A 20,339-nucleotide genomic window follows, 5' to 3' on the forward strand; every position below is an offset into this window, starting at 1 on the left:
CACGTGCTACTCACCCGTCCGCCGCTAACGTCGGGGGAGCAAGCTCCCCGTCTGTTCGCTCGACTTGCATGTATTAGGCACGCCGCCAGCGTTCATCCTGAGCCAGGATCAAACTCTCCATAAAAAAAGCGTTTGATTAGCTCGTAAATTGATTGTGTTATTACTAACACGTTGTGTTTGTTGGAATTAACGTTGACATATTGTCATTTAGTTTTCAATGTTCATTGATACTATTTGAAATGGAGCGGGTGATGGGAATCGAACCCACAACATCAGCTTGGAAGGCTGAGGTTTTGCCATTAAACTACACCCGCACATAAAATAAAATTTGATGCGGTCGAGAGGACTCGAACCTCCACGGGATCTCTCCCACTAGGCCCTCAACCTAGCGCGTCTGCCATTCCGCCACGACCGCTTAGCAAAACGGCTCTTAATAATGAGTACCTTTCTTTTCAAAAGGGCACTTTCCATTTTATTATGTGGTTAACAGTTTGTCAATATGAATTTATTAAGAACTTAACATTCTTTAAGGACTCTTAAAAAAGCTTAATTCATTTTTACAACGATTATTATAATAGCTTATATAACGTAGTACGTCAACACTAAATTTTAATTTACCACATAAAGATTAGCTATTCTAAAAACAACTCATTTATAAATCAATATTGAACAATAACAGTGATGAGTCAAATGGCAATCTACACTAAACATTCCTCTTCCTCAGATTGTACCGTCTTTCTAGTTTTTTACTCACATTTGAGGTTAGCCACCGTGTTATTCTTGTTGTACTAGTAGAAAGATTTCACATCGCTAACCATCTTACTAAAGCCCTGTCTCCATCACTTCATTTCCAATTACATTGTATATACGGCATAAACTCGAGGTTGAGACATAAATCCCAGAAAAAATAGCACTCAGATGATTTAATTCATTTCATCTGAGTGTTTCTTCTTGGGAGCGGGACAGAAATCTAATTTGAATAAAATGATTTCGTTGTCCCGCCCCGGCAAGGATGGCTAGAATTGAAAAAAGCTTGATACAAGCGCGTTTTCAAATCAGCCATCTACTGCCGATATGTTAAAGAGGCTGGGATATATATCCCAGCCTCTTTCTCTCTAGTCAAAGACCATTATGTACCAGTTTCTCTGTGTTGGGGCCCCCACCCCAACTCGCAGTGCTGGTGGAAACTGATATACCAGTTTCTCTGTGTTGGGGCCCCTGCTCACATCCTCAACTTTATTCCCGACCTCGAACTGCATACATCACTTCATTTCACTTATATTTCTTTAATAGTAAAAGGTTTCCTCTACAGTGTCCACAAACACGTTGACGCAAATTTACTTTGCGTATGCGACGATAAAGGTGCCCACAATTCTTACATCTATAAATATAGTTCACACGTTCTTCGTAACTTTGAATTGGCGTGCAATATCTAGGTGCGCCAACACGTGAACTTAACTCTTTAAATGCTTTATCTCTATGTTGATAACCTTTCCCCTTTAAATGTAGATGATAGTGACATAATTCATGCTTGATTATATCCTTTAATGCTTGCTCGCCGTAATGCTCATATTGCTTAGGGTTAATTTCTATGTGATGAGACTTAAGCATGTACCTTCCACCGGTAGTTCTTAACCTATTATTGAAGTAAGCTTGATGTGAAAATTTACTATCGAAATATTCTTCTGATATCCTTTCAGTAAGTAGTTGAAGGTCTTGATCATTCATTGGGATCTACCATAGTCAAGGCTACTCTGCCTTTCTGTTTATCGATATGATCTATCCAAACGTCTACTATATCGCCAACACTTACGATATCCATTGAGTTTTTCACGAAATTTTTAGATAGTTTAGAAATATGCACGAGACCATCTTGTTTAACTCCTATATCTACAAACGCGCCGAAGTCTACTACGTTTCTAACAGTGCCATTGAGCTTCATTCCTTCTTTTAAATCTTCAATGGATAAAATGTCTGATTTTAATATTGGAGCATCGTAGTCGTCGCGTAAATCACGGTTAGGTGCTTTCAGAGAATTAACGATATCCTCTAAAGTAGGTACACCGATATTTAAATGCTGTGCTGTTTCATCGAGGTTGATTTGTGAAAGCTTACTTTTAAGCTTTTCAGTACCGATGGAATCACTTTCTAAACCTAACGAATCCAGTAACTCATAAGTCGCTTTATAACTTTCTGGATGTATAGACGTATTATCTAATGGTTCTTCTCCATTTACTATACGCATAAAACCTATACATTGTTCGAATGTTTTATTACCTAAACGTTTAACTTTAGCTATTTGCGCATGGTGGGTAAATACCCCTTCTTCTTCTCTATACGCAATTATATTTTTAGCAATGGATGGTGACAGTCCTGAGATATATTGCAATAAGGACGTTGAAGCCGTATTGACGTCTACACCTACTTGGTTCACTGCTGTTTCTACTACAAAAGTAAGAGCCTGTTCAAGTGCTTTCTGGTTTACATCGTGTTGGTACTGACCGACGCCAATTGATTTAGGATCTATCTTCACCAGCTCACTTAGAGGATCTTGCACGCGTCTGCCGATAGAGACAGCACTACGTTCTTCAACTTGAAACTCCGGAAACTCATCTCTCGCTATGTCTGAAGCTGAATAGACTGAGGCCCCTGCTTCATTTACTATGATAAATTGGACATTTAATTTATGAGTTTGGATGACATGTGCGATGAATTGTTCAGTTTCTCTGCTAGCAGTACCATTCCCAATAGCTATCAAATCAACGTTATAATTAGTAATGAAATCTAACAAGATGTCTTCCGCTTCTTGAGATTTATTAACCGGTGGATGTGGATAAATTACGCCTTTAGCTACGAATGTGCCATAAGGATTGATGACGGCGAGCTTACAACCTGTACGGAAAGCTGGATCAACCCCCAAGATTTGCTTCCCTTTCATTGGCGGTTGTAATAGTAAATGGCGCAAATTTTCACCAAATACTTCAATTGCGTGACTTTCAGCTTTGTTGGTTAAATCGTTACGAATTTCACGCTCGATCGATGGCATAATCAAGCGCTTTAGACTATCTTGTATGGCAGAAAGAATATAAGTATCTGCATCAGAAGCCGTCGTAATTTCATTTTTTCGAATATAATTTTCTATTCCTTGCATATCGACTTCAATTTTTATTTTTAATACTTTTTCCTTTTCTCCTCGATTCATCGCTAATACACGATGATTAGCGACTTTTTTAATAGGCTCACTATAGTCATAATACATTTCATAAGTCTGAGCTTCGTCAGTAGCATTCTTCTTCACCTGTGAAGAGATAACACCATGGTTATATGTATCTTTTAATATTTTAGTTCTATATTTGGGATTGTCAGAAATACTTTCAGCAATGATATCCATGGCACCTTGTAAAGCGTTATCAACTGTTTCTACTTCTTCAGTTAGAAATTGTTTAGCTTTAGACTCAACTGCTATATCGAGATTCGATTGTTGTAACCATTGAGCTAATGGTTCTAATCCTTTGCGTTTCGCTTCTGTAGCTCGCGTTTTTTTCTTTTGTTTATAAGGGCGATATAGATCTTCTACACGTTGAAGTTTAGTTTGTTGAAGAATATCCTTCTTTAATTCTGCCGTTAGCATACCTTGTTGTTCAATGTTACTTATAACCTCATCTTTGCGTTTCTGTAAGTTAACGACGTATTGATACTCATCATTGATCTTTTTAATCTCTACTTCATCTAACCCTCCAGTTTGCTCTTTTCTGTAACGAGCGATAAAGGGTACCGTATTATTGTCTTCTAGCAAATTAAGAACAGAGGTAATTTGCTTAGAAGTAAACTGATATTTCTTTGCTATAACTTTAATCAATTCGTTATCCATACTTTCCTCCACTTAAAACTTTGAGTATGAGATATAAAGTTTCTGTGCTCTGAGAAACCGATGAACGGCCTCACAACAGCAGGATTTTCGACAGACACTTTCATGATTCGGGAGCGGGACAGAAATCTAATTTGAATAATAAAGATTTCGTAGTCCCGCCCCGGCAAGGATGACTAGAATTGAAAAAGCTTGATACAAGCGCATTTTCAAATCAGTCATCTACTGCCAAGATGCTGAAAGAGGCTGAGACGTTACATTATGTCCCAGCCTCTTATTTATTAGCCGCTTCCTGTAATTTTTTAATTGCTGTACGCTGAAGACGTGAGACGTGCATTTGACTCAAACCTATCCGTTCACCTGTTTCTTTCTGACTAAGCCCTTCTATAAAGGTGCATTGAATAATTTCCCGTTCTCTATCAGATAATATGGGTAATATCTTTTCTAAAATCATTCGCTTTTCTGTTAAATCATAATTATCATCTTGATTGCCCATGATATCGAGTAAAGTGACAGTAGAACCATCTTTATCTGCTTCAATTGAATGATCAACGCTCAACGCATTGTAGCTTTGTCCCATCTCCATAGCTTCAAGCACTTCTTCATCCGTGACTTCCAACCTTTGCGCTATTTCAGAGATAGAAGGAGAACGTTCGAGTTCATTGGTAAGTTCATCACTTACTTTTTTAATACGCGGACCAATTTCTTTAATTCGACGTGGTACATGAACGCTCCAAGTCTTATCGCGCAAATAGCGCTTGATCTCTCCTATTACAGTAGGGACTAAGAAAGCTTCAAACTTTCGATCAAATGATAAGTCAAAGCGATTAATTGCACCAATTAATCCCACCATCCCTACTTGAACTAAATCTTCGTGATGAGATTGCCCCTTAGAGTACTTATAAGCAAGTGATTCTATTAATTTTTGATAATGTTGAACAAGCTTATCTTGAGCTTCTTTATTTTCACCATTTTGATGTTCTTTAATCCATTGGTTGATTTGTTCAGGTGATATTTCGTTAACTGATTTCGACTCTTTCGTCATTATTTCGCACCTGCTCTTTATTAAAATACTTAGTCATACTTATCGTTACGCCCGATTGTTTATCCACTGAAACCTCATCCATTAAGGATTCTATTAAGAATAAGCCTAACCCACCTTCACGTAAATAGTCAATATTCTCGTTTTCTTGGTAAGGTCCTAATTGCGCTTTCGCTTCTTCATAATTAAAGCTTTCGCCTTGGTCAGAAATAACGATTTTTATCTTGTCGTCGAATATCTCATATCCAATGTTAATCATACCTTTTTCAGCATCATTTTGATAAGCGTGTTTCACAGCATTGGTTACAGCTTCGCTTACTGCAATCTTTGCATCTTCAATGTCATCGTACGTTGCACCCGCTCTCGTAAATACACCGGATAGCGTTAGACGGATTAAACTGACATATTCAGCAGAAGCTGGTAAACACATTTCAATGTAATCTTGTTTAGATTGCATGTTACTCAACCTCCGTTCCTTCATTCACATGCATTAAATCCTTCAAGCCTGTAATATCAAATAAACGACTAATTCTATCAGATACGCCTAATATATATAGTTGTTTATCGTGTTGATTTAATGCTTTCAACGTTCCAACAAATAATCCTAAGCCAGTAGAATCCATATAACTAACATTCTCTAGATTTACATGTATATCTTTCGTACCTTCTTGACGCATAGGTACTAGTACTTCTTCTAATTCAGGTACGGTATAAACGTCAAGTTCACCGCCAACTTTAACTTCATAATAGTCGTCATGAGTCACGGTTTCAATATTGAGATTCATTCTACTACACTCCTAATTATAGTTTACTATTCTAATATACCCGAAAGTATTCATTTGTAACCTTTATTGCAAGGTACTTTAATTTACTCGTTTAATGATGAGGATGGTAAGGTCATCCCGTTTATAAGGGTTTTGAATTGTTAACAATTCCTCATAAAGCATTTGTACGATATCTTGGGGGTGCATGTGTTTGTATTGTTGAATAACATTCAGTAAGAAACTTTTATTAATAAAATCCCCGTTGTTATCTCGAACTTCAGTGACCCCATCAGTGAAGATTATGATGAGATCTTCAAGATAGATAGGTATTTCTTGTTGATCATAACGAGTGTGTTGATCCACTCCTAATACAGTACCTCGTACCCCAATTTCTTCAAAAGTATTTTCTTCAGCTCGATAAATATAGCCTGGTTCGTGACCTGCCGAACTACAGTAGAGAAGGTGGTTCATTTCTTCATAAAGACCATAGAACATAGTCACAAACATGTTTTGATTAACGTTCTTTTCAACTACTCGATTGAGACGCTTCAGTCCATCACTAGGTAACTGAGAGTGACCATAAGAGTCCATCCCAAATTTAATCATACTCATGGCTAGGGCTGCAGGTATACCTTTACCTATAACGTCAGCCACTGCGAAACTCATCGTTCCATCTTTATGATCTATCAAGTTGAAATAATCTCCACTTACCTTTTGAGCTGCAACGGATATAGCACCAATTTGTATACTATCAAATTGCGGTATATCAGTCTTAAGCATAGTTTGTTGGAGTCGAGCTGCCAAATCTATCTCTTTATCGTGGTGTTGAAGACGATTGACGAGCCTCTGGTAATCTCGATAACTATAGCCAAATCCTTTCACCACTTCTTGAAGTACTTCTAGTGTAGTCATGATCCTCGCTTCAGATAAATTCATATGTTGTATGTAATCTTTATGAATATCAACTATATCTTCTGGCAGGACATCTTTTTTTATAACTTCATCCGTAAATTCAGCACACTCTTGTCTAAGCGACTCAGTGTAATCGAATGCAAGACTTTTATCAATGAGTGTCTTATATTGCTTTGTAAACTCTTCCACGCTGTGTTCCTCCTCAGAAAGCAAAAGCCCGTGTAGCCTTTCTTGTGAAAAAGTGAATAAAATAGTCGTGGTCTTCCACGATATATAAACCCTCTATTGCTTTATAAAAGATCAAGAATAAGGACAGTTGACACCGCTCTATGATGACGCTTAACAACGATATTAGGCTACTTAAACCTTTGTAATCTTACTTCACCATCAACTTAATCTTTAGTTTATTCACTTATTTCAATCACGCAATAATAAAAGAATAATTTGCTTTTGGTCTTTCACATTTATACAGGATTCTCAATTGATTAATTTGAAATAGACTTTAAGTATAGCAATACTTATTATGCTAAAAAAGTTATAACTAACTAGCTACTTAAACAAGTCTAAACACGTTGAGGCTGGGACATAATGTAATGTCTCAGCCTCTTTCAGCATCTTGGCAGTAGATGACTGATTTGAAAATGCGCTTGTATCAAGCTTTTTTCAATTCTAGTCATCCTTGCCGGGGCGGGACAGAAATCTTTTTAGTCAAATTAGATTTCTGTCCCGCTCCCATAATTACTTCACCAAATAATAATTCTGATGAAATTTATATTCATTTTAACACAAAAGAGAATTTGAAATAAAACTAAATTTACTACTTTAATAAAGAATATCGAAATTTATTATTGTAGTTATGTATTCGTCTTAATTTGTCTCGTGTAGACCTAAGCTAATAGTCAATGCTTTATTGACTTCATCCATCTTCTCTTGGGAAAGGTATGTAAGCTTTTCTTTAAGCCTTTTTTTATCCAACGTTCTAATTTGTTCCAGAAGAATAACGGAGTCTTTATCTAAGCGATATTTATTCTTCTCTATTTCAACATGGGTAGGTATCTTAGCTTTATTAATCCTACCCGTAATTGCAGCCACAATTACGGTAGGACTATATTTATTACCAGTATCATTTTGTATGATTACAACGGGTCTTACTCCCCCTTGTTCAGACCCTTGAACTGGTGATAAATCAGCTAAGTAAACGTCGCCTCTTCTCATCATTCATTATTGAAGTTTGAACTGATGTAAGATTCATTACAATCACAAGCTTCACATTCGAAAGGGAAAGCTTCTGTTGCTAGGGAGAGATTTAAATCAGCCATTTGTGAATATCCTTCTTTAAGCAGTTGCTCTATGCTATGATTCCTACTTTGATTAAAACCAGACATGCATAAGACCTCCACCGTTAAATAATTCAAACCAATATATGTCTTTTATTTATGTTAATCATAACAAATTCACAAAACGGTGACTATACTATTTCAATAATTCATTCGTTATTACCGTTCCATCTCCATTATTATATAAACGCGGTAGACGACGACTTAAATTACATAAGACCTCATAATTAATAGTATGTTGTTGACGAGCCACAGCTTCAGCTGATTGATTAGAACTCATGTGGTTATCCATTAATATTACTTCATCCCCAACTTCGATATGGTCAGGTATTTCGATAATAGTTTGGTCCATACACACTCGCCCTATAATCGGACAATTATGGTTTCCAATCGCTACCTTAAAGCCGCTCATCGAACGCAAGAAGCCATCCGCATAGCCTATAGGTAAGATAGCAATTTTCATTTTACGTTCAGCTTTAAACTCCCACCCGTAACTTACAGCTTCTCCTGGTTCTATGTACTTAGTTTCTACTACTTCAGATAACCATTTTACACTAGGTTGTAATCGCGCGCTGACGTTATTAGCTATATACTCAGAAGGATAGTAGCCATACAGTGAAATTCCTATGCGGATCGCATTACAGAAAGGATAATCTGCTCTTAGACTACCAGCAGAATTTTGAGAATGAATGTACTGAGGTTTTTCAGCAGTATTAACTACAGTCTCGAAATGAGTTTGTTGTTGCTCAATAGCATCGCCTGGTTCGTCCGCACATGCAAAGTGCGTGTAGACACCTTCGAAAATGAGGTGTGATGAGTCTTCAATGAGCTGTATAGTTTGTTGATATTCTTCTTGATCTTTAATTCCTAACCGATTCATACCACTATCAATTTTAATATGTAACCAAATATCTTTTTCATTGTTTGTATCTATGTGATTTAAAGCATGCATCAACCATTCTTTTGAGGGAACCGTCATCGCTACTCTGTGTTGGATTGCTTTTTGGACATTTTCATGCGGGATAACCCCTAGCACAATTATTTTTGCACTTACACCGTGCATTCTTAATTCTACTGCTTCATCTAATGTTGCCACAGCAAAAAATTCGACGCCTTGCTCCATGAGATAACGGGCGACATGTACACTACCTAGACCGTAAGCGTTAGCTTTAACCACCGGAATGATAGTTTTATTCGGGTGCAACTTTCCAAACACTTGATAGTTTTTCGCTATAGCAGGTAAATCCACACTAATTAAACTCGATCTGTAATAGCGTTCCGACATATTAATTCCTCCTGTAGTAAATCTAAATTTCATTGACTAGATACTTTCGCTCATGTTTAAACGTTACTCCAGTTTGAAATCATTATGTTTTTATTTTTTCGAGTATCTCTAAATTATCCACTATTTTGTATGCCTTTATTAATTATATAAGTACTTACACCCTCATTATATTACTTTTCGATAATTACTTCACTCATAGCGTAATGAGCAGTGTGCGTAATACTAACATGTATAGAATAATCATCGTGGTCAATACAAGGCTTACCCTTTTCATCGCTATAACAATTGATTTCGTTAAATGCTATTTCTTTACCAATTCCTGTACCTATCGCTTTACTAAACGCCTCTTTACAAGCAAATCTACCAGCAAGATATTCGATTTGTCGCAACGTAGTCTTAAAGCTATTAAACTTCTCTCGTTCTTCAGAGGATAGAATCCGATCCACAAATTTCGGTTGTCGTTTATATACATTTGCTATACGTTCAATCTCTACTAAATCAATGCCTATCCCGATTATCATAAATTCCTCCTGGGTCTTTCATTCACTAAATGGTTTACAATGTTCAAGTTATCCTTTAAGCAAAGTCAACACTTTCACGTAAAACTGAATATTTAATGTGACTCTAGATCACTTTGATCCTTGTTACGTAATTGTTGTAACTCTAGCTTTAGCTTTTGTGCTTCATCTTTAGATATCAAAGTTATCTCTGCGTTTCCTCCAGCTGTAGATGTCGTCACGTTCGCTAAGCCAAAGATGCGCATGATAGCTCCTTCATACGTATCTATATTTTGGATGCGAAAATGTGGAATGCGATGTGTTTCAATAAACCATAAACCTGTCCTAATGACTACAGTTCGTTCATTCATCTGATAACGAAACACGCGGTATTTATATAAGGGTGAGATAATCACGAAAATTATAACTTGTAACAATATGATTATACCACCGATAATAAGCGACCATTTATAAAAATGAGGCTGCGATATATGAAATAAAAATTTACATATTAATAACTGTAAAACAAGTAGGAAGACGAGAATTAAAGTCACTATACTTCCTGTAATACGCATCGCTTTCTTACCATCTGGATGCATATAGTTAAATTGATTCATCTCGTCGACCTCCTAAATAAAATCGTTCTACACCTTTGACTTTACGTAAATCTTCAAATCTTAGACCTATACTTTCATTAGAAGTTGCTTTCGCTATTTTAAGTTTAAAGTTACCGAGATGCTCACGTGTCATAAACGGATTGCTGTTAATATTAACTCCAAGCAACTTATCTCTCTTAACATAATAATTTCTATAGCTTAAGATACGTGCATTACGAACGCTTATTTCATCACCTCGAATAGTGAACCCAGAATAGTTAACCGCTAACAGACTATATATGACTAATAACAGTATGAGCACCCCTGCCACTGGATAGAAATATGGCTTCCAATAATAATGTACGATACTAGCAATCAATAATATAACTAGAGATTCTCTCCAAAAATAGCGATGAAAGCCTCGCCATGGCATACCTGTTTGTGGCGATTCAAAATACATAGAAGGTACTAAGGTCTTAAAGAGATCATACCCCTTCTTCCTTTTGATAAATGGTAACACTTCTACACGCCCATTCGGGGTAGCTTCATCATCTCCGTCATCCATATCGCTAGTGACAATTAAACTCAAAGAAGTGTAACCGAACAATTTACGTAGATAAGTTTGTTTTTCGTATACAGCTTGCACACGATCAGTAGGCACAGTAACACTCTGAACACTGATCAGACCATATCTTATCTTTAATTGCTCACCTGATTGGTAGACTGTAAATCCGTAGTTACGGATAAATTCGATCACAGTACCTACTATATGAGCTATAAGAAGTGCTAATATAATTAAGAAGATGATGCCTGTTATTGAGTTTTTAACTACGACGGAGAATTCTCCAAAGATCTTATCCATAGGTAAATAATCGCTAACACCCATTACTATCGGCCCTACTGTTAAAAGTGCAATTCCAATAGCTCCACTAGTCGTTGCCATAAAAAGTAATTCTTTAAAGGATAAACTATAAATCTTTTCAAATGCTCTATTCTGAACGTTGTCAGTAGTTGTAGATGAGTTATCGTTTATACCATCACTATCCAATTCTGCACCCAAATTGTCTTGCGCTTTATGTATAGCTTGTTCTATTGCCACACTTTGTGGTCGTGACACACTTCTTAAATCTACACCATCACTCGGCGTCTTAATCTGTAATTTGACACTGCCTAGAATACGTTCTGATAAATCCTGTGTAGTATCGATAGATTGAATACGTCTAATATCAATTTCTTTACGCGTGATATTCACGATCCCACTGCGCACGATAAAGTATTTGCCCTCTAACCAGTAACGCGTACTATACACACGTATCAAATTGATGATGAAACTTATCATGAAGAAAGTGAGCATGATACCAGGATATATGTAAGATTTATAATCTGTTAAATTAAAGTCCTTCAGTCCGAAAATAAGAAACAAGACCACTAAGAAAATGTTATTTTTAATGACGTTAATTATCGTAGAAACATAGGAAATAGGATGTAACTTCTGAGGTTCAGACATCACTATTCACCTCTCTTAACCTTTCAAATATACGTGTTTCGATTTCTTCTATATCTTCTTTTCGTAAAAAAGGTATAAGAATACAATGTCCAGCTGTAAGAACTTGAGTTTCGCACAATCCTAGTTTTAGCAGGATAGGATTTTGATTATGAATTAAGTATTGTATACGATCAATGTTCACTATCTCTCTACTTTTAAAGAAAAAGCGATAATCGACAACCACATAATCAGAAGTAACTTTATAATAAGTATAATAATAATCTATTAAGGGTCCGAAAAACATATGTAAAATTTCATAAGCTATGAACAAATAAAATATGTAATTTAACCACGGCCACCAGTTAAACTTAAAAGAGAGAATGAGTAGCACAGCTAATATAGATAAGGTAAATAGTAATCTTAAGAAACTAATAATATAGAAATATTTAAGTGCTTTTTTAGGTGAACGATGGTAATGAGGTTGATCGGTCATGTAAATAGCACTCCTTTTATCTCGTGATGGTTAAAGTATATCATATAAATAGTTCAATTAAATATTACATATAAAATATTATAATGAGTTAACTTTTATATAAACTTGAGTGGTTCATTGTTCTAGAGTTAGCTGTGAGTTAAGCACAAAATTTAGCCTTCCAATAAATGATGAGTTAAATTAAATGCTTCAACTATAGGAAATGAAAGTCTCGTATGTACCTCCTAAAAGTTAGGTCAATCAAGATTGAGTCATATTCTTATAACACTAAAGATAAGAAAGTGGCTGGGACATAATAGTTGACTAGAGAGAAAAAGAGGCTGGGACATAAATCCCAGCCTCTTCAACATCTCGGCAGTAGATGACTGATTTGAAAATGCGCTTGTATCAAGCTTTTTTCAATTCTAGTCATCCTTGCCGGGGCGGGACGACGAAATCTTTTTTATTCAAATTAGATTTCTGTCCCGCTCCCTCTTCAATATCTCGGCAGTAGATGGCTGATTTGAAAACGCGCTTGCATCAAGCTTTTTTCAATTCTAGTCATCCTTGCCGGGGCGGGACTACGAAATCTTTTTTATTCAAATCAGATTTCTGTCCCGCTCCCTCTTTCAGCATCTCGGCAGTAGATGGCTGATTTGAAAACGCGCTTGTATCAAGCTTTTTTCAATTCTAGCCATCCTTGCCGGGGCGGGACTACGAAATCTTTTTTATTCAAATTAGATTTCTGTCCCGCTTCCTTCACAATGTTATTAGTATTTATGATCTGCAAAAGTACGTCCTTTTTTCGTACGTTTACGATCTCTTTTATCCGAATTACGACCACGCTGATGGCGATAACTATGCTTAGTTCTATTACGATTATTACGCTTATCAAATTTACCACCTTTGCGTGATGGCTTACTGCCACGTTTACGCGCTAATGGCTTTTCAAAAGTGAGTTGTACCTCTACTTCATCATTCGCTTCGACAAGCTCTTGTAATAAAGAAGCGATTAACTCAACATCATTATACTCATCTAAGAGTTGAGTAGCAATACGTTCTAAGCGCGGTTCATTGTCTCTTTCCATCCACTTTTGAACTTTATCTTTAACTTCTTGTTCACGCGCTTTCAACACCTCTTTGCGGTGTGGAGGACGCAATGCTCGCATTTGGCGCTGATTAGTCTGCTCGATTTGTCGAACGTAATCCATTTCAATCGGATTGACGAAAGTCACTGCAATACCCTCTTTGCCTGCACGTCCTGTTCGTCCAATTCGATGTGTATAACTTTCAGTGTCTTGTGGGATATCAAAATTATAAACATGGCTAACACCAGAAATGTCTAAACCACGGGCAGCAACATCTGTAGCTACTAGGATATCAATTTGATCATTTTTGAACTTTTTCAGAACCTCTAATCTCTTAGCTTGAGTGATGTCGCCATGAAGTCCTTCAGCTTTATATCCTTTAGATAACAATGCGCTTGTCAGCTCATCCACACGGCGTTTTGTACGCCCAAAAACGATAGCGAGTTCTGGTTGATGTACATCTAAAAAGTTAGTGAAAGTTTCAAACTTCTCTAATTCCTTAACTATAGTATAAAATTCCTCGATTTGTGGATCTGACAGCTCGTTATTCATCGTTTTAACGATTTCAGGTTCTTTCATAAATTGCTTCACTAGGTTTTGTATCGCTTTAGGCATCGTAGCTGAGAACAGCATAGTTTGACGTTGAGCCATAGGAATCTTGTCCATGATAAATTTCATATCATCGATGAAGCCCATATTCATCATCTCATCCGCTTCATCAAGGACTAATGTATGAATGTTATCTGTCCGAAGTGTGCGTCGATTGAGATGATCAATCACTCGCCCTGGTGTACCTACGACGATTTGTGGTCGTCTCTTCAATGCCTTAATTTGGCGATCAATTGGCATGCCACCAAATACTGTAACTACCCGTACGCGCTGCCCTTCACTAAATTCTCTCAACTGTTCTGCTACTTGCATTGCAAGCTCACGCGTAGGTGCTAATATCAAGACTTGTATACCTTCTTGACCTGCTACCTTCTCAATGATAGGAATACCAAATGCACCTGTCTTACCTGTCCCAGTTTGAGCTTGACCTAGAATATCAGTACCTTGTAAGGCGTAAGGGATGCTTTCTTCTTGAATTGGTGTTGGTTCCTCAAACCCCATATTGTGAAGAGTTTCTACCGTTTTGGCTGATATCCCTAGTTCTGTGAAATTTTGCAATATAATTCTCCTTTATACAAAGTTGAGATCCTATATAATAAAAAGAGTTTTGAACTAATAGTTGTTTATATTATTAAATGACTTATGAAAAAAGTTACTCATATTAGAATTTATTCAATCTCATTAACGACGTCTCTTTTAACTACTTTAACTTCCTATATCGTATTAATAATGGTAATTCTTAATTAGTTCTGTATTAACTCACCGTGAAGTATATGTATATCTCAACTTCACCTAATTTACTTCAACTTCTTAATATTACCACCTCATACACAGAATAGCAATCCTCAAAAAAACGTCCTTAGCTGTTAACGTTTGTTACAACTAAGGGACGTTAAATGATCAATCGTTAAGTTAGTAGATAATTATAGAATAACTATTTGACTATACCACCAATGCTTGTACTACCTCTTCAAGTTTCATTCCTCTTGAACCTTTAACTAAGACCTTATCCTTCGGTTCAATAATCGACTGCAATGCTTTGATTAACTCAGCTTTATCGTCAAAGTGACGAGATTCACGTACATAAGAACTACTTGCTTTAGATATTGCATGAGATAATTGACCATACGTATAAACGTAGTCGATGCCCTTTTTATGCATGTGCTCTCCTACTGATGCATGCATAACCTCACTTAAATCTCCAAGCTCTAACATATCGCCAAGAACTAAGATTTTATTGCCCTCTTCAATACCTGAAAGCGTATCTATTGCCGCTTTCATACTCGTTGGGCTCGCATTGTATGCATCATTAATTATCAGAGTTCCGTCATGAGTTAAATGCTGTTCCATTCGCATCCCAGTGAGTTGAACCCGGCTCAGATTACGACATATGGTAGTATAATCTAGACCAAGAGAGCGACCGACAGCTACTGCCATAGCAGCATTTTTCATATTATGCTTACCTAAAACTGGTAAGTGGTATGCTTCATTATTTATAGTAAAATGAATGCCCTCTTCGTTCACTGCTCTTAATTCACAGTTGTAATTGCTCTCTTGACTTGTACCCACGCTTAATGTTTCTAAGTGATCAAGCTTACTAACAAGTGGATCTAACAAGGGCTCATCGCCATCGTAGATAAAGAGGCCACCGTCCTTCATACCCACGGTCATTTCGAACTTGGCTTTAGCAATACCTTCACGAGAACCTAAATCTTGCATATGTGATTCCCCAATATTAGTCACTAAACCGATGTCCGGCTCAGCAAGTTTAGATAAAGCTTCTATTTCGTGAAAGCCTGACATCCCCATTTCTAATATCGAAACTTCAGTGTCATTATCGAGCTCTAGAATAGTTAATGGTAAGCCAATCTCATTGTTGTAATTACCTTGTGTCTTCTTAACTTTAAATTCACTACTGAGCACACTTTCAATCATATCTTTAGTTGACGTCTTGCCATTGGACCCTGTTACACCTATCACTTTAGGGTTCACGTATTGCAGGTAAGCTTTAGCTAATTCTTGTAATGCCTCTAATGGGTTTTCTACCCATATAATGGGACCATCAACTTGTTCTTCTAATTCAGTATCTTTTTGATGAAAGCAAGCACCTGCACCAGCCTCGAGCGCTTGCTTAACAAAACGGTGCCCATCTACATTCTCACCTTTAAATGGAATAAAGAGCATTCCGTCTTTAACTTGTCGTGAATCTATCGTCACGCCTTTAATCTTCGTATCAAGGTTAATGGCGTCAACTGTGCAATCAATCCATTGCTCAATCTCTCTTAAAGTTACTTCAATCATAGTCGTTCGCCTCAGTCAATTTGATATTTATTCTTTTTCTTATCTTCAAATTTTTCTTTAGCTAATTCAATTAGCTTTGTAATGAGTTCTGAATAAGGCAAGCCCATGTTCTCCCAAAGACTTGGATACATACTAAATTGCGTGAAACCAGGTATCGCGTTAGTTTCGTTGATATAGATCTGATTATCCTGAGTTACGAAGAAATCAGCTCGCAATAGACCTGAACAGTCTGTCGCTTTAAATGCTTCAATAGCCATGTCTCTAAGAGTTTGTTGCACTTCTTCGTCCAATTGAGCTGGAATACTTAGCTCAATCTTACCGTCTTTATATTTAGCTTTATAATCGTAGAACGCGACATCTTTAATTACTTCACCTGGCAAAGTGGTTTCAGGATAATCGTTACCTAACACAGCAACTTCAATTTCGCGCGCATCTATGCCTTGTTCAATAACCAATTTACGGTCATATTGAAAAGCTTCCTCTATACCTTTGAGAAGTTCACTTTCATCGTGACATTTACTGATTCCTACACTTGATCCAAGGTTAGCAGGTTTAACAAAGACAGGATAATCTAATTTGTCATTAACCAACTTTAGAATATTAGTACGATACTTTTCAAATTCACTACGCAAGAAGCTGACATAAGGTAACTGTGGTAGACCTCTGTGTGCAAAAAGCTGTTTCATCACAAGTTTATCCATCGTACTTGAAGAGGCTAAGACACCATTACCGACGTACGGAATATTTAACACTTCAAACAAACCTTGTATAGTGCCATCTTCACCATTTGGTCCATGTAGTAACGGGAATACAGCACTATACGGTTGGCCGTTATGAGTTTCTCTCAATAACCGTGAAATGTCACCCGAAGGTACATGATTTAACCGTAGCGTGTCAGTATCTTCTATAGTATCTGTTATATTCTCTTTCTTTTTCCATTCACCTTCATTAGTTATGTAAATAACATCAACAGTATAGGTAGATTTATCTATCGCATTGAGCACATTTTGAGCAGTAAGTATTGATACATCGTGTTCAGCGCTCTTTCCACCATAGACGAGACAAATATTTTCTTTTGTCATAATTTAGCCTCCATAATACATTCTTAAATTACATCATATCACGATTGATTGTTGCTTTGCACTTGGAAAGAAGTATGAAGTACCTACCTTTAAAAAGATGGCGGTTATCTCATGTCTACAATAGAACTACTATAAGAATAAACCTACTAATTCAAACGCTGTTTCTAGCTAGCATGAATGATGAAGATCTAATTTAAACCATACCGATGATAGGTAAAAATATTTAGATTTGTAACACATTTAAACTTTACACCTTCTTACCCTACTTCTAGCATTAAAGTATAATTTTAGATAGAATCAAGCTATAATAAAATTTAGAAACTAAGTGCAGTAAAGGAGTAACATATGAATACTTCACGTCAATCTAAACATAATTCTTGGGGACGGCGCGTAGATTGGATTATCATAGCCTTTCTCATTTTATTTGCCCTCATAAGTGTTACAGTGATCAGTTCAGCTATGGGCGGCGGACAATATAGTGCAAACTTTAGCATTAGACAAATTCTTTATTACATATTCGGTTTCATCATTGCCTTGTTTATCATGATGATTTCACCAAAAAAGCTAATGAAGTATACGTATTTATTATACGGCGTGCTATGTGCGTCATTGTTACTGCTTCTCATAGTACCAGAAACACCGATCACTCCTATTATAAACGGAGCTAAGAGTTGGTATGCGCTCGGCCCTATTAGCGTGCAACCTTCTGAGTTCATGAAAATAGTGCTTATCATGACCTTAGCCAAATTAATTACACGTCATCATAAATTTACTTTTAATAAATCTATAGAAACAGATTTTAAACTACTTTTTAAAATTATAGGTATCTCTTTGATACCTATGCTGTTAATTCTGTTTCAGAACGACTTAGGAACTATGTTAGTACTTTGTGCAATTATCGCTGGTGTACTGATCGTCAGCGGTATTACCTGGAAAATCATAGCGCCTATTTTCATCGCAGGCATCGTATTTGGCGCGTCAATCATATTATCGATTTTATATAAGCCTTCACTTATCGAAAGTTTATTAGGTATTAAGACCTATCAGCTCGGCCGAATAAGTTCATGGTTAGATCCATATACTTATAGCAGTAGTGATGGTTATCACCTTACAGAATCTTTAAAGGCTATCGGATCAGGTCAACTTTTGGGCAAAGGTTACAACCACGGTGAGGTTTACATTCCAGAAAACCATACGGATTTCATCTTCTCTGTGATCGGTGAAGAATTTGGCTTTCTAGGTTCAGTCGTAGTATTGCTGCTATTTTTAGGGTTTATCTTTTATCTATCTCGTTTGGCAGCTAAAAATACATTTTCATATAATAAGACATTTATCATTGGATTTGCGACGCTCATCTTATTCCATGTCTTACAAAATATAGGTATGACGATTCAGTTATTACCGATTACAGGTATACCATTACCATTTATTAGTTATGGAGGAAGCGCACTGTGGAGTTTAATGTTTGGCGTTGGGGTACTGTTATCTATTTCTTATCATACGCCAAAGCAGTATTCTGATTTCTCAAGCAATTGATAAGATGACTGATTTGAAAATGCGCTTATATCAAGCTTTTTTACAATTCTAGTCATCCTTGCCGGGGCGGGACGACGAAATCTTTTTTTCAAATTAGATTTCTGTCCCGCTCCCTTTCTAATCAGCTACAAACAAGCTTGTAATTAAATTCCGATATATTGAACTCTATAGTAGTAGAAGTGACTAAACACTATGCCAAATTACTTAGTAAATTGGAGCGAGATACGAAATTAAAAAATTTCTATCTTGCTCCATACTTATATTCCTATAAAAAAAGACTTAAGCCTACGCACTAACAGTACACGGACTTAAGTCACATTCTCTTTAACAATTCAAAAGATAACATGAGTACACCCCACTCATCACAAGAAGTCAAAAGAAGTTGGGACATAATGTAATGTCTCAGCAACTTGGCAGTAGATGACTGATTTGAAAATGCGCTTGTATCAAGCTTTTTTCAATTCTAGTCATCCTTGCCGGGGCGGGACTACGACATCTTTTTTCAAATGAGATTTCTGTCCCGCTCCCATTTACTCTATTATTATTTCAATTTATCTGTAGCTTCAGCTGTTGTAGGTAGCGTTTGCATAACATCCAAACGAGACTTTGTCTTTTTTATGTTTACTCCTAATGATGATAATAGTTTCACAACGTTCTGAACTTTATTATTATTCTTCTTCATATCATCACTCCTCATTATAGATCCATATATATTATATACTACCCCAAATTTCATATGTTTACTACATAAATTTAAAAAGATATTTTATTTTTAAATAGTCACGAATATTTTGTAAATAAATATTTCGTTTCCATTATGTTTAAAGTAAATATATATTTCTTATAATGTAGAGGAGCTACAATTCTAATATAAAACGGTATGACCTTGGTCATATATCTCTTTTTCGATAGCATTCAAGTTAGCAGGCGTTTCAAAAGATACCGTGACAATTCCTGCATCAGGATCAATGCTCAATTCATTGACACCAATCATGCTAGAAATACTACCTTCAAGCTTCTCTATTGCCCTATCGTTATTATTGAGGTTAACTTTAATCTCTTTCGTTTGCATTTTAACCTTCCTTTTAATCTTTCATTAATTTTTGAAACGTAACGAGTAATTCTTCCATCGCTTCATCTTGTTGACCTCGATTAACTTTATCAAGTATACAGCTTTTCATATGATACTCGAGTAAACGCGTTGCCACGCTATTTAAAGCCGAGCGCGTAGCTCTAATCTGTGTGAGTACATCATCGCAATACACATCGTCTTCTATCATGCGGTTAATTGCACGTACTTGGCCTTCAATACGGTTTAAACGCGATTTTAAATTGTCTTTAGACTGTTGGGAATGATGAGCTTCTTCCATAGTTACCACCTTATCTAACTAATTCGTTAGTATCGTATACCCCGAATAGGTATAAGTCAAGTGAATGTGAATATAGGTCATGTTACAATAATAT

20 protein-coding genes, 2 tRNA genes and 1 rRNA gene are annotated in these 20,339 nt (G+C 36.5%); 1 reads left to right on the forward strand and 22 read right to left on the reverse strand.

Annotated features, from left to right (window positions below; genetic code table 11):
- The 19 genes from N9R04_RS07690 to N9R04_RS07780 all read right to left on the reverse strand — a co-directional run.
- Positions 1 to 124, reverse strand: a 16S ribosomal RNA gene (locus N9R04_RS07690); the annotation flags it as partial.
- A 116-nt stretch (positions 125 to 240) separates the two neighbouring features.
- A tRNA-Gly gene (locus tag N9R04_RS07695) sits at positions 241 to 314 on the reverse strand.
- 18 nt (positions 315 to 332) lie between these two features.
- Positions 333 to 415, reverse strand: a tRNA-Leu gene (locus N9R04_RS07700).
- Positions 416 to 1,272: 857 nt separating this feature from the next.
- On the reverse strand, positions 1,273 to 1,728 hold the full coding sequence (locus N9R04_RS07705) for a SprT family protein (protein ID WP_262856140.1): 456 nt from the start codon (positions 1,726 to 1,728) through the stop codon (positions 1,273 to 1,275).
- Positions 1,721 to 3,871: a Tex family protein gene (locus N9R04_RS07710; protein WP_262856141.1), complete on the reverse strand. Its 2,151-nt coding sequence runs from the start codon at positions 3,869 to 3,871 to the stop codon at positions 1,721 to 1,723. The genes N9R04_RS07705 and N9R04_RS07710 overlap by 8 nt, the downstream gene beginning before the upstream one ends.
- A 271-nt stretch (positions 3,872 to 4,142) precedes the next feature.
- Positions 4,143 to 4,913, reverse strand: a complete 771-nt coding sequence (gene sigB / locus N9R04_RS07715; protein ID WP_262856144.1) for an RNA polymerase sigma factor SigB — start codon at positions 4,911 to 4,913, stop codon at positions 4,143 to 4,145.
- Complete coding sequence (gene rsbW, locus N9R04_RS07720; protein WP_262856147.1) at positions 4,888 to 5,367, reverse strand: anti-sigma B factor RsbW; 480 nt, start codon at positions 5,365 to 5,367, stop codon at positions 4,888 to 4,890. Before rsbW ends, sigB begins: the two co-directional genes overlap by 26 nt.
- Position 5,368: 1 nt before the next feature.
- Positions 5,369 to 5,695 carry an anti-sigma factor antagonist gene (locus N9R04_RS07725; protein ID WP_262856149.1) on the reverse strand — a complete coding sequence of 109 codons (327 nt, stop codon included), beginning with the start codon at positions 5,693 to 5,695 and terminating at the stop codon, positions 5,369 to 5,371.
- 78 nt (positions 5,696 to 5,773) lie between these two features.
- On the reverse strand, positions 5,774 to 6,775 hold the full coding sequence (locus N9R04_RS07730; protein ID WP_262856150.1) for a SpoIIE family protein phosphatase: 1,002 nt from the start codon (positions 6,773 to 6,775) through the stop codon (positions 5,774 to 5,776).
- A 678-nt stretch (positions 6,776 to 7,453) separates the two neighbouring features.
- Positions 7,454 to 7,804, reverse strand: coding sequence for a type II toxin-antitoxin system PemK/MazF family toxin (locus N9R04_RS07735; protein WP_262856151.1), 351 nt, complete (start codon positions 7,802 to 7,804; stop codon positions 7,454 to 7,456).
- Positions 7,801 to 7,971, reverse strand: coding sequence for a type II toxin-antitoxin system antitoxin MazE (mazE, locus tag N9R04_RS07740; RefSeq protein ID WP_262856153.1), 171 nt, complete (start codon positions 7,969 to 7,971; stop codon positions 7,801 to 7,803). The genes N9R04_RS07735 and mazE overlap by 4 nt, the downstream gene beginning before the upstream one ends.
- An 88-nt stretch (positions 7,972 to 8,059) precedes the next feature.
- Entirely contained in the window at positions 8,060 to 9,208 is a 1,149-nt protein-coding gene (gene alr, locus N9R04_RS07745) for an alanine racemase (RefSeq protein WP_262856155.1), read from the reverse strand.
- A 170-nt stretch (positions 9,209 to 9,378) separates the two neighbouring features.
- Positions 9,379 to 9,729, reverse strand: coding sequence for a holo-ACP synthase (gene acpS / locus N9R04_RS07750; RefSeq protein ID WP_262856159.1), 351 nt, complete (start codon positions 9,727 to 9,729; stop codon positions 9,379 to 9,381).
- 92 nt (positions 9,730 to 9,821) lie between these two features.
- Positions 9,822 to 10,322: a PH domain-containing protein gene (locus tag N9R04_RS07755; RefSeq protein WP_262856161.1), complete on the reverse strand. Its 501-nt coding sequence runs from the start codon at positions 10,320 to 10,322 to the stop codon at positions 9,822 to 9,824.
- Positions 10,309 to 11,808 (reverse strand): PH domain-containing protein, encoded by a 1,500-nt coding sequence (locus N9R04_RS07760; protein ID WP_262856162.1) that lies wholly within the window; start codon positions 11,806 to 11,808, stop codon positions 10,309 to 10,311. Before N9R04_RS07760 ends, N9R04_RS07755 begins: the two co-directional genes overlap by 14 nt.
- Positions 11,801 to 12,280: a PH domain-containing protein gene (locus N9R04_RS07765; RefSeq protein ID WP_262856165.1), complete on the reverse strand. Its 480-nt coding sequence runs from the start codon at positions 12,278 to 12,280 to the stop codon at positions 11,801 to 11,803. The genes N9R04_RS07760 and N9R04_RS07765 overlap by 8 nt, the downstream gene beginning before the upstream one ends.
- Positions 12,281 to 13,029: 749 nt before the next feature.
- Positions 13,030 to 14,514, reverse strand: coding sequence for a degradosome RNA helicase CshA (gene cshA / locus N9R04_RS07770; RefSeq protein ID WP_262856166.1), 1,485 nt, complete (start codon positions 14,512 to 14,514; stop codon positions 13,030 to 13,032).
- 384 nt (positions 14,515 to 14,898) lie between these two features.
- Positions 14,899 to 16,257, reverse strand: coding sequence for a UDP-N-acetylmuramoyl-tripeptide--D-alanyl-D-alanine ligase (locus N9R04_RS07775; RefSeq protein ID WP_262856167.1), 1,359 nt, complete (start codon positions 16,255 to 16,257; stop codon positions 14,899 to 14,901).
- A gap of 11 nt (positions 16,258 to 16,268) precedes the next feature.
- Positions 16,269 to 17,339: a D-alanine--D-alanine ligase gene (locus N9R04_RS07780; RefSeq protein ID WP_262856168.1), complete on the reverse strand. Its 1,071-nt coding sequence runs from the start codon at positions 17,337 to 17,339 to the stop codon at positions 16,269 to 16,271.
- Between the two features lie 345 nt (positions 17,340 to 17,684).
- Between N9R04_RS07780 and N9R04_RS07785 the strand changes: the two genes are divergently transcribed.
- Positions 17,685 to 18,875, forward strand: a complete 1,191-nt coding sequence (locus tag N9R04_RS07785) for an FtsW/RodA/SpoVE family cell cycle protein (protein ID WP_262856169.1) — start codon at positions 17,685 to 17,687, stop codon at positions 18,873 to 18,875.
- A 541-nt stretch (positions 18,876 to 19,416) separates the two neighbouring features.
- Here the strand turns inward: N9R04_RS07785 and N9R04_RS07790 are convergent.
- The 3 genes from N9R04_RS07790 to csoR all read right to left on the reverse strand — a co-directional run bounded on the left by N9R04_RS07790 (position 19,417) and on the right by csoR (position 20,245).
- The gene (locus N9R04_RS07790) at positions 19,417 to 19,557 is read right to left on the reverse strand and encodes an Lmo0850 family protein (protein ID WP_262856170.1); all 141 of its coding nucleotides are present in this window, start codon (positions 19,555 to 19,557) and stop codon (positions 19,417 to 19,419) included.
- Positions 19,558 to 19,740: 183 nt separating this feature from the next.
- Entirely contained in the window at positions 19,741 to 19,947 is a 207-nt protein-coding gene (locus N9R04_RS07795) for a cation transporter (protein WP_262856172.1), read from the reverse strand.
- Positions 19,948 to 19,960: 13 nt separating this feature from the next.
- Positions 19,961 to 20,245, reverse strand: a complete 285-nt coding sequence (gene csoR / locus N9R04_RS07800; RefSeq protein WP_262856174.1) for a copper-sensing transcriptional repressor CsoR — start codon at positions 20,243 to 20,245, stop codon at positions 19,961 to 19,963.
- Between the last annotated feature and the right edge of the window lie 94 nt (positions 20,246 to 20,339).

This window comes from Staphylococcus marylandisciuri (assembly GCF_025519785.1).
Classification (GTDB): Bacteria; Bacillota; Bacilli; order Staphylococcales; family Staphylococcaceae; genus Staphylococcus; species Staphylococcus marylandisciuri.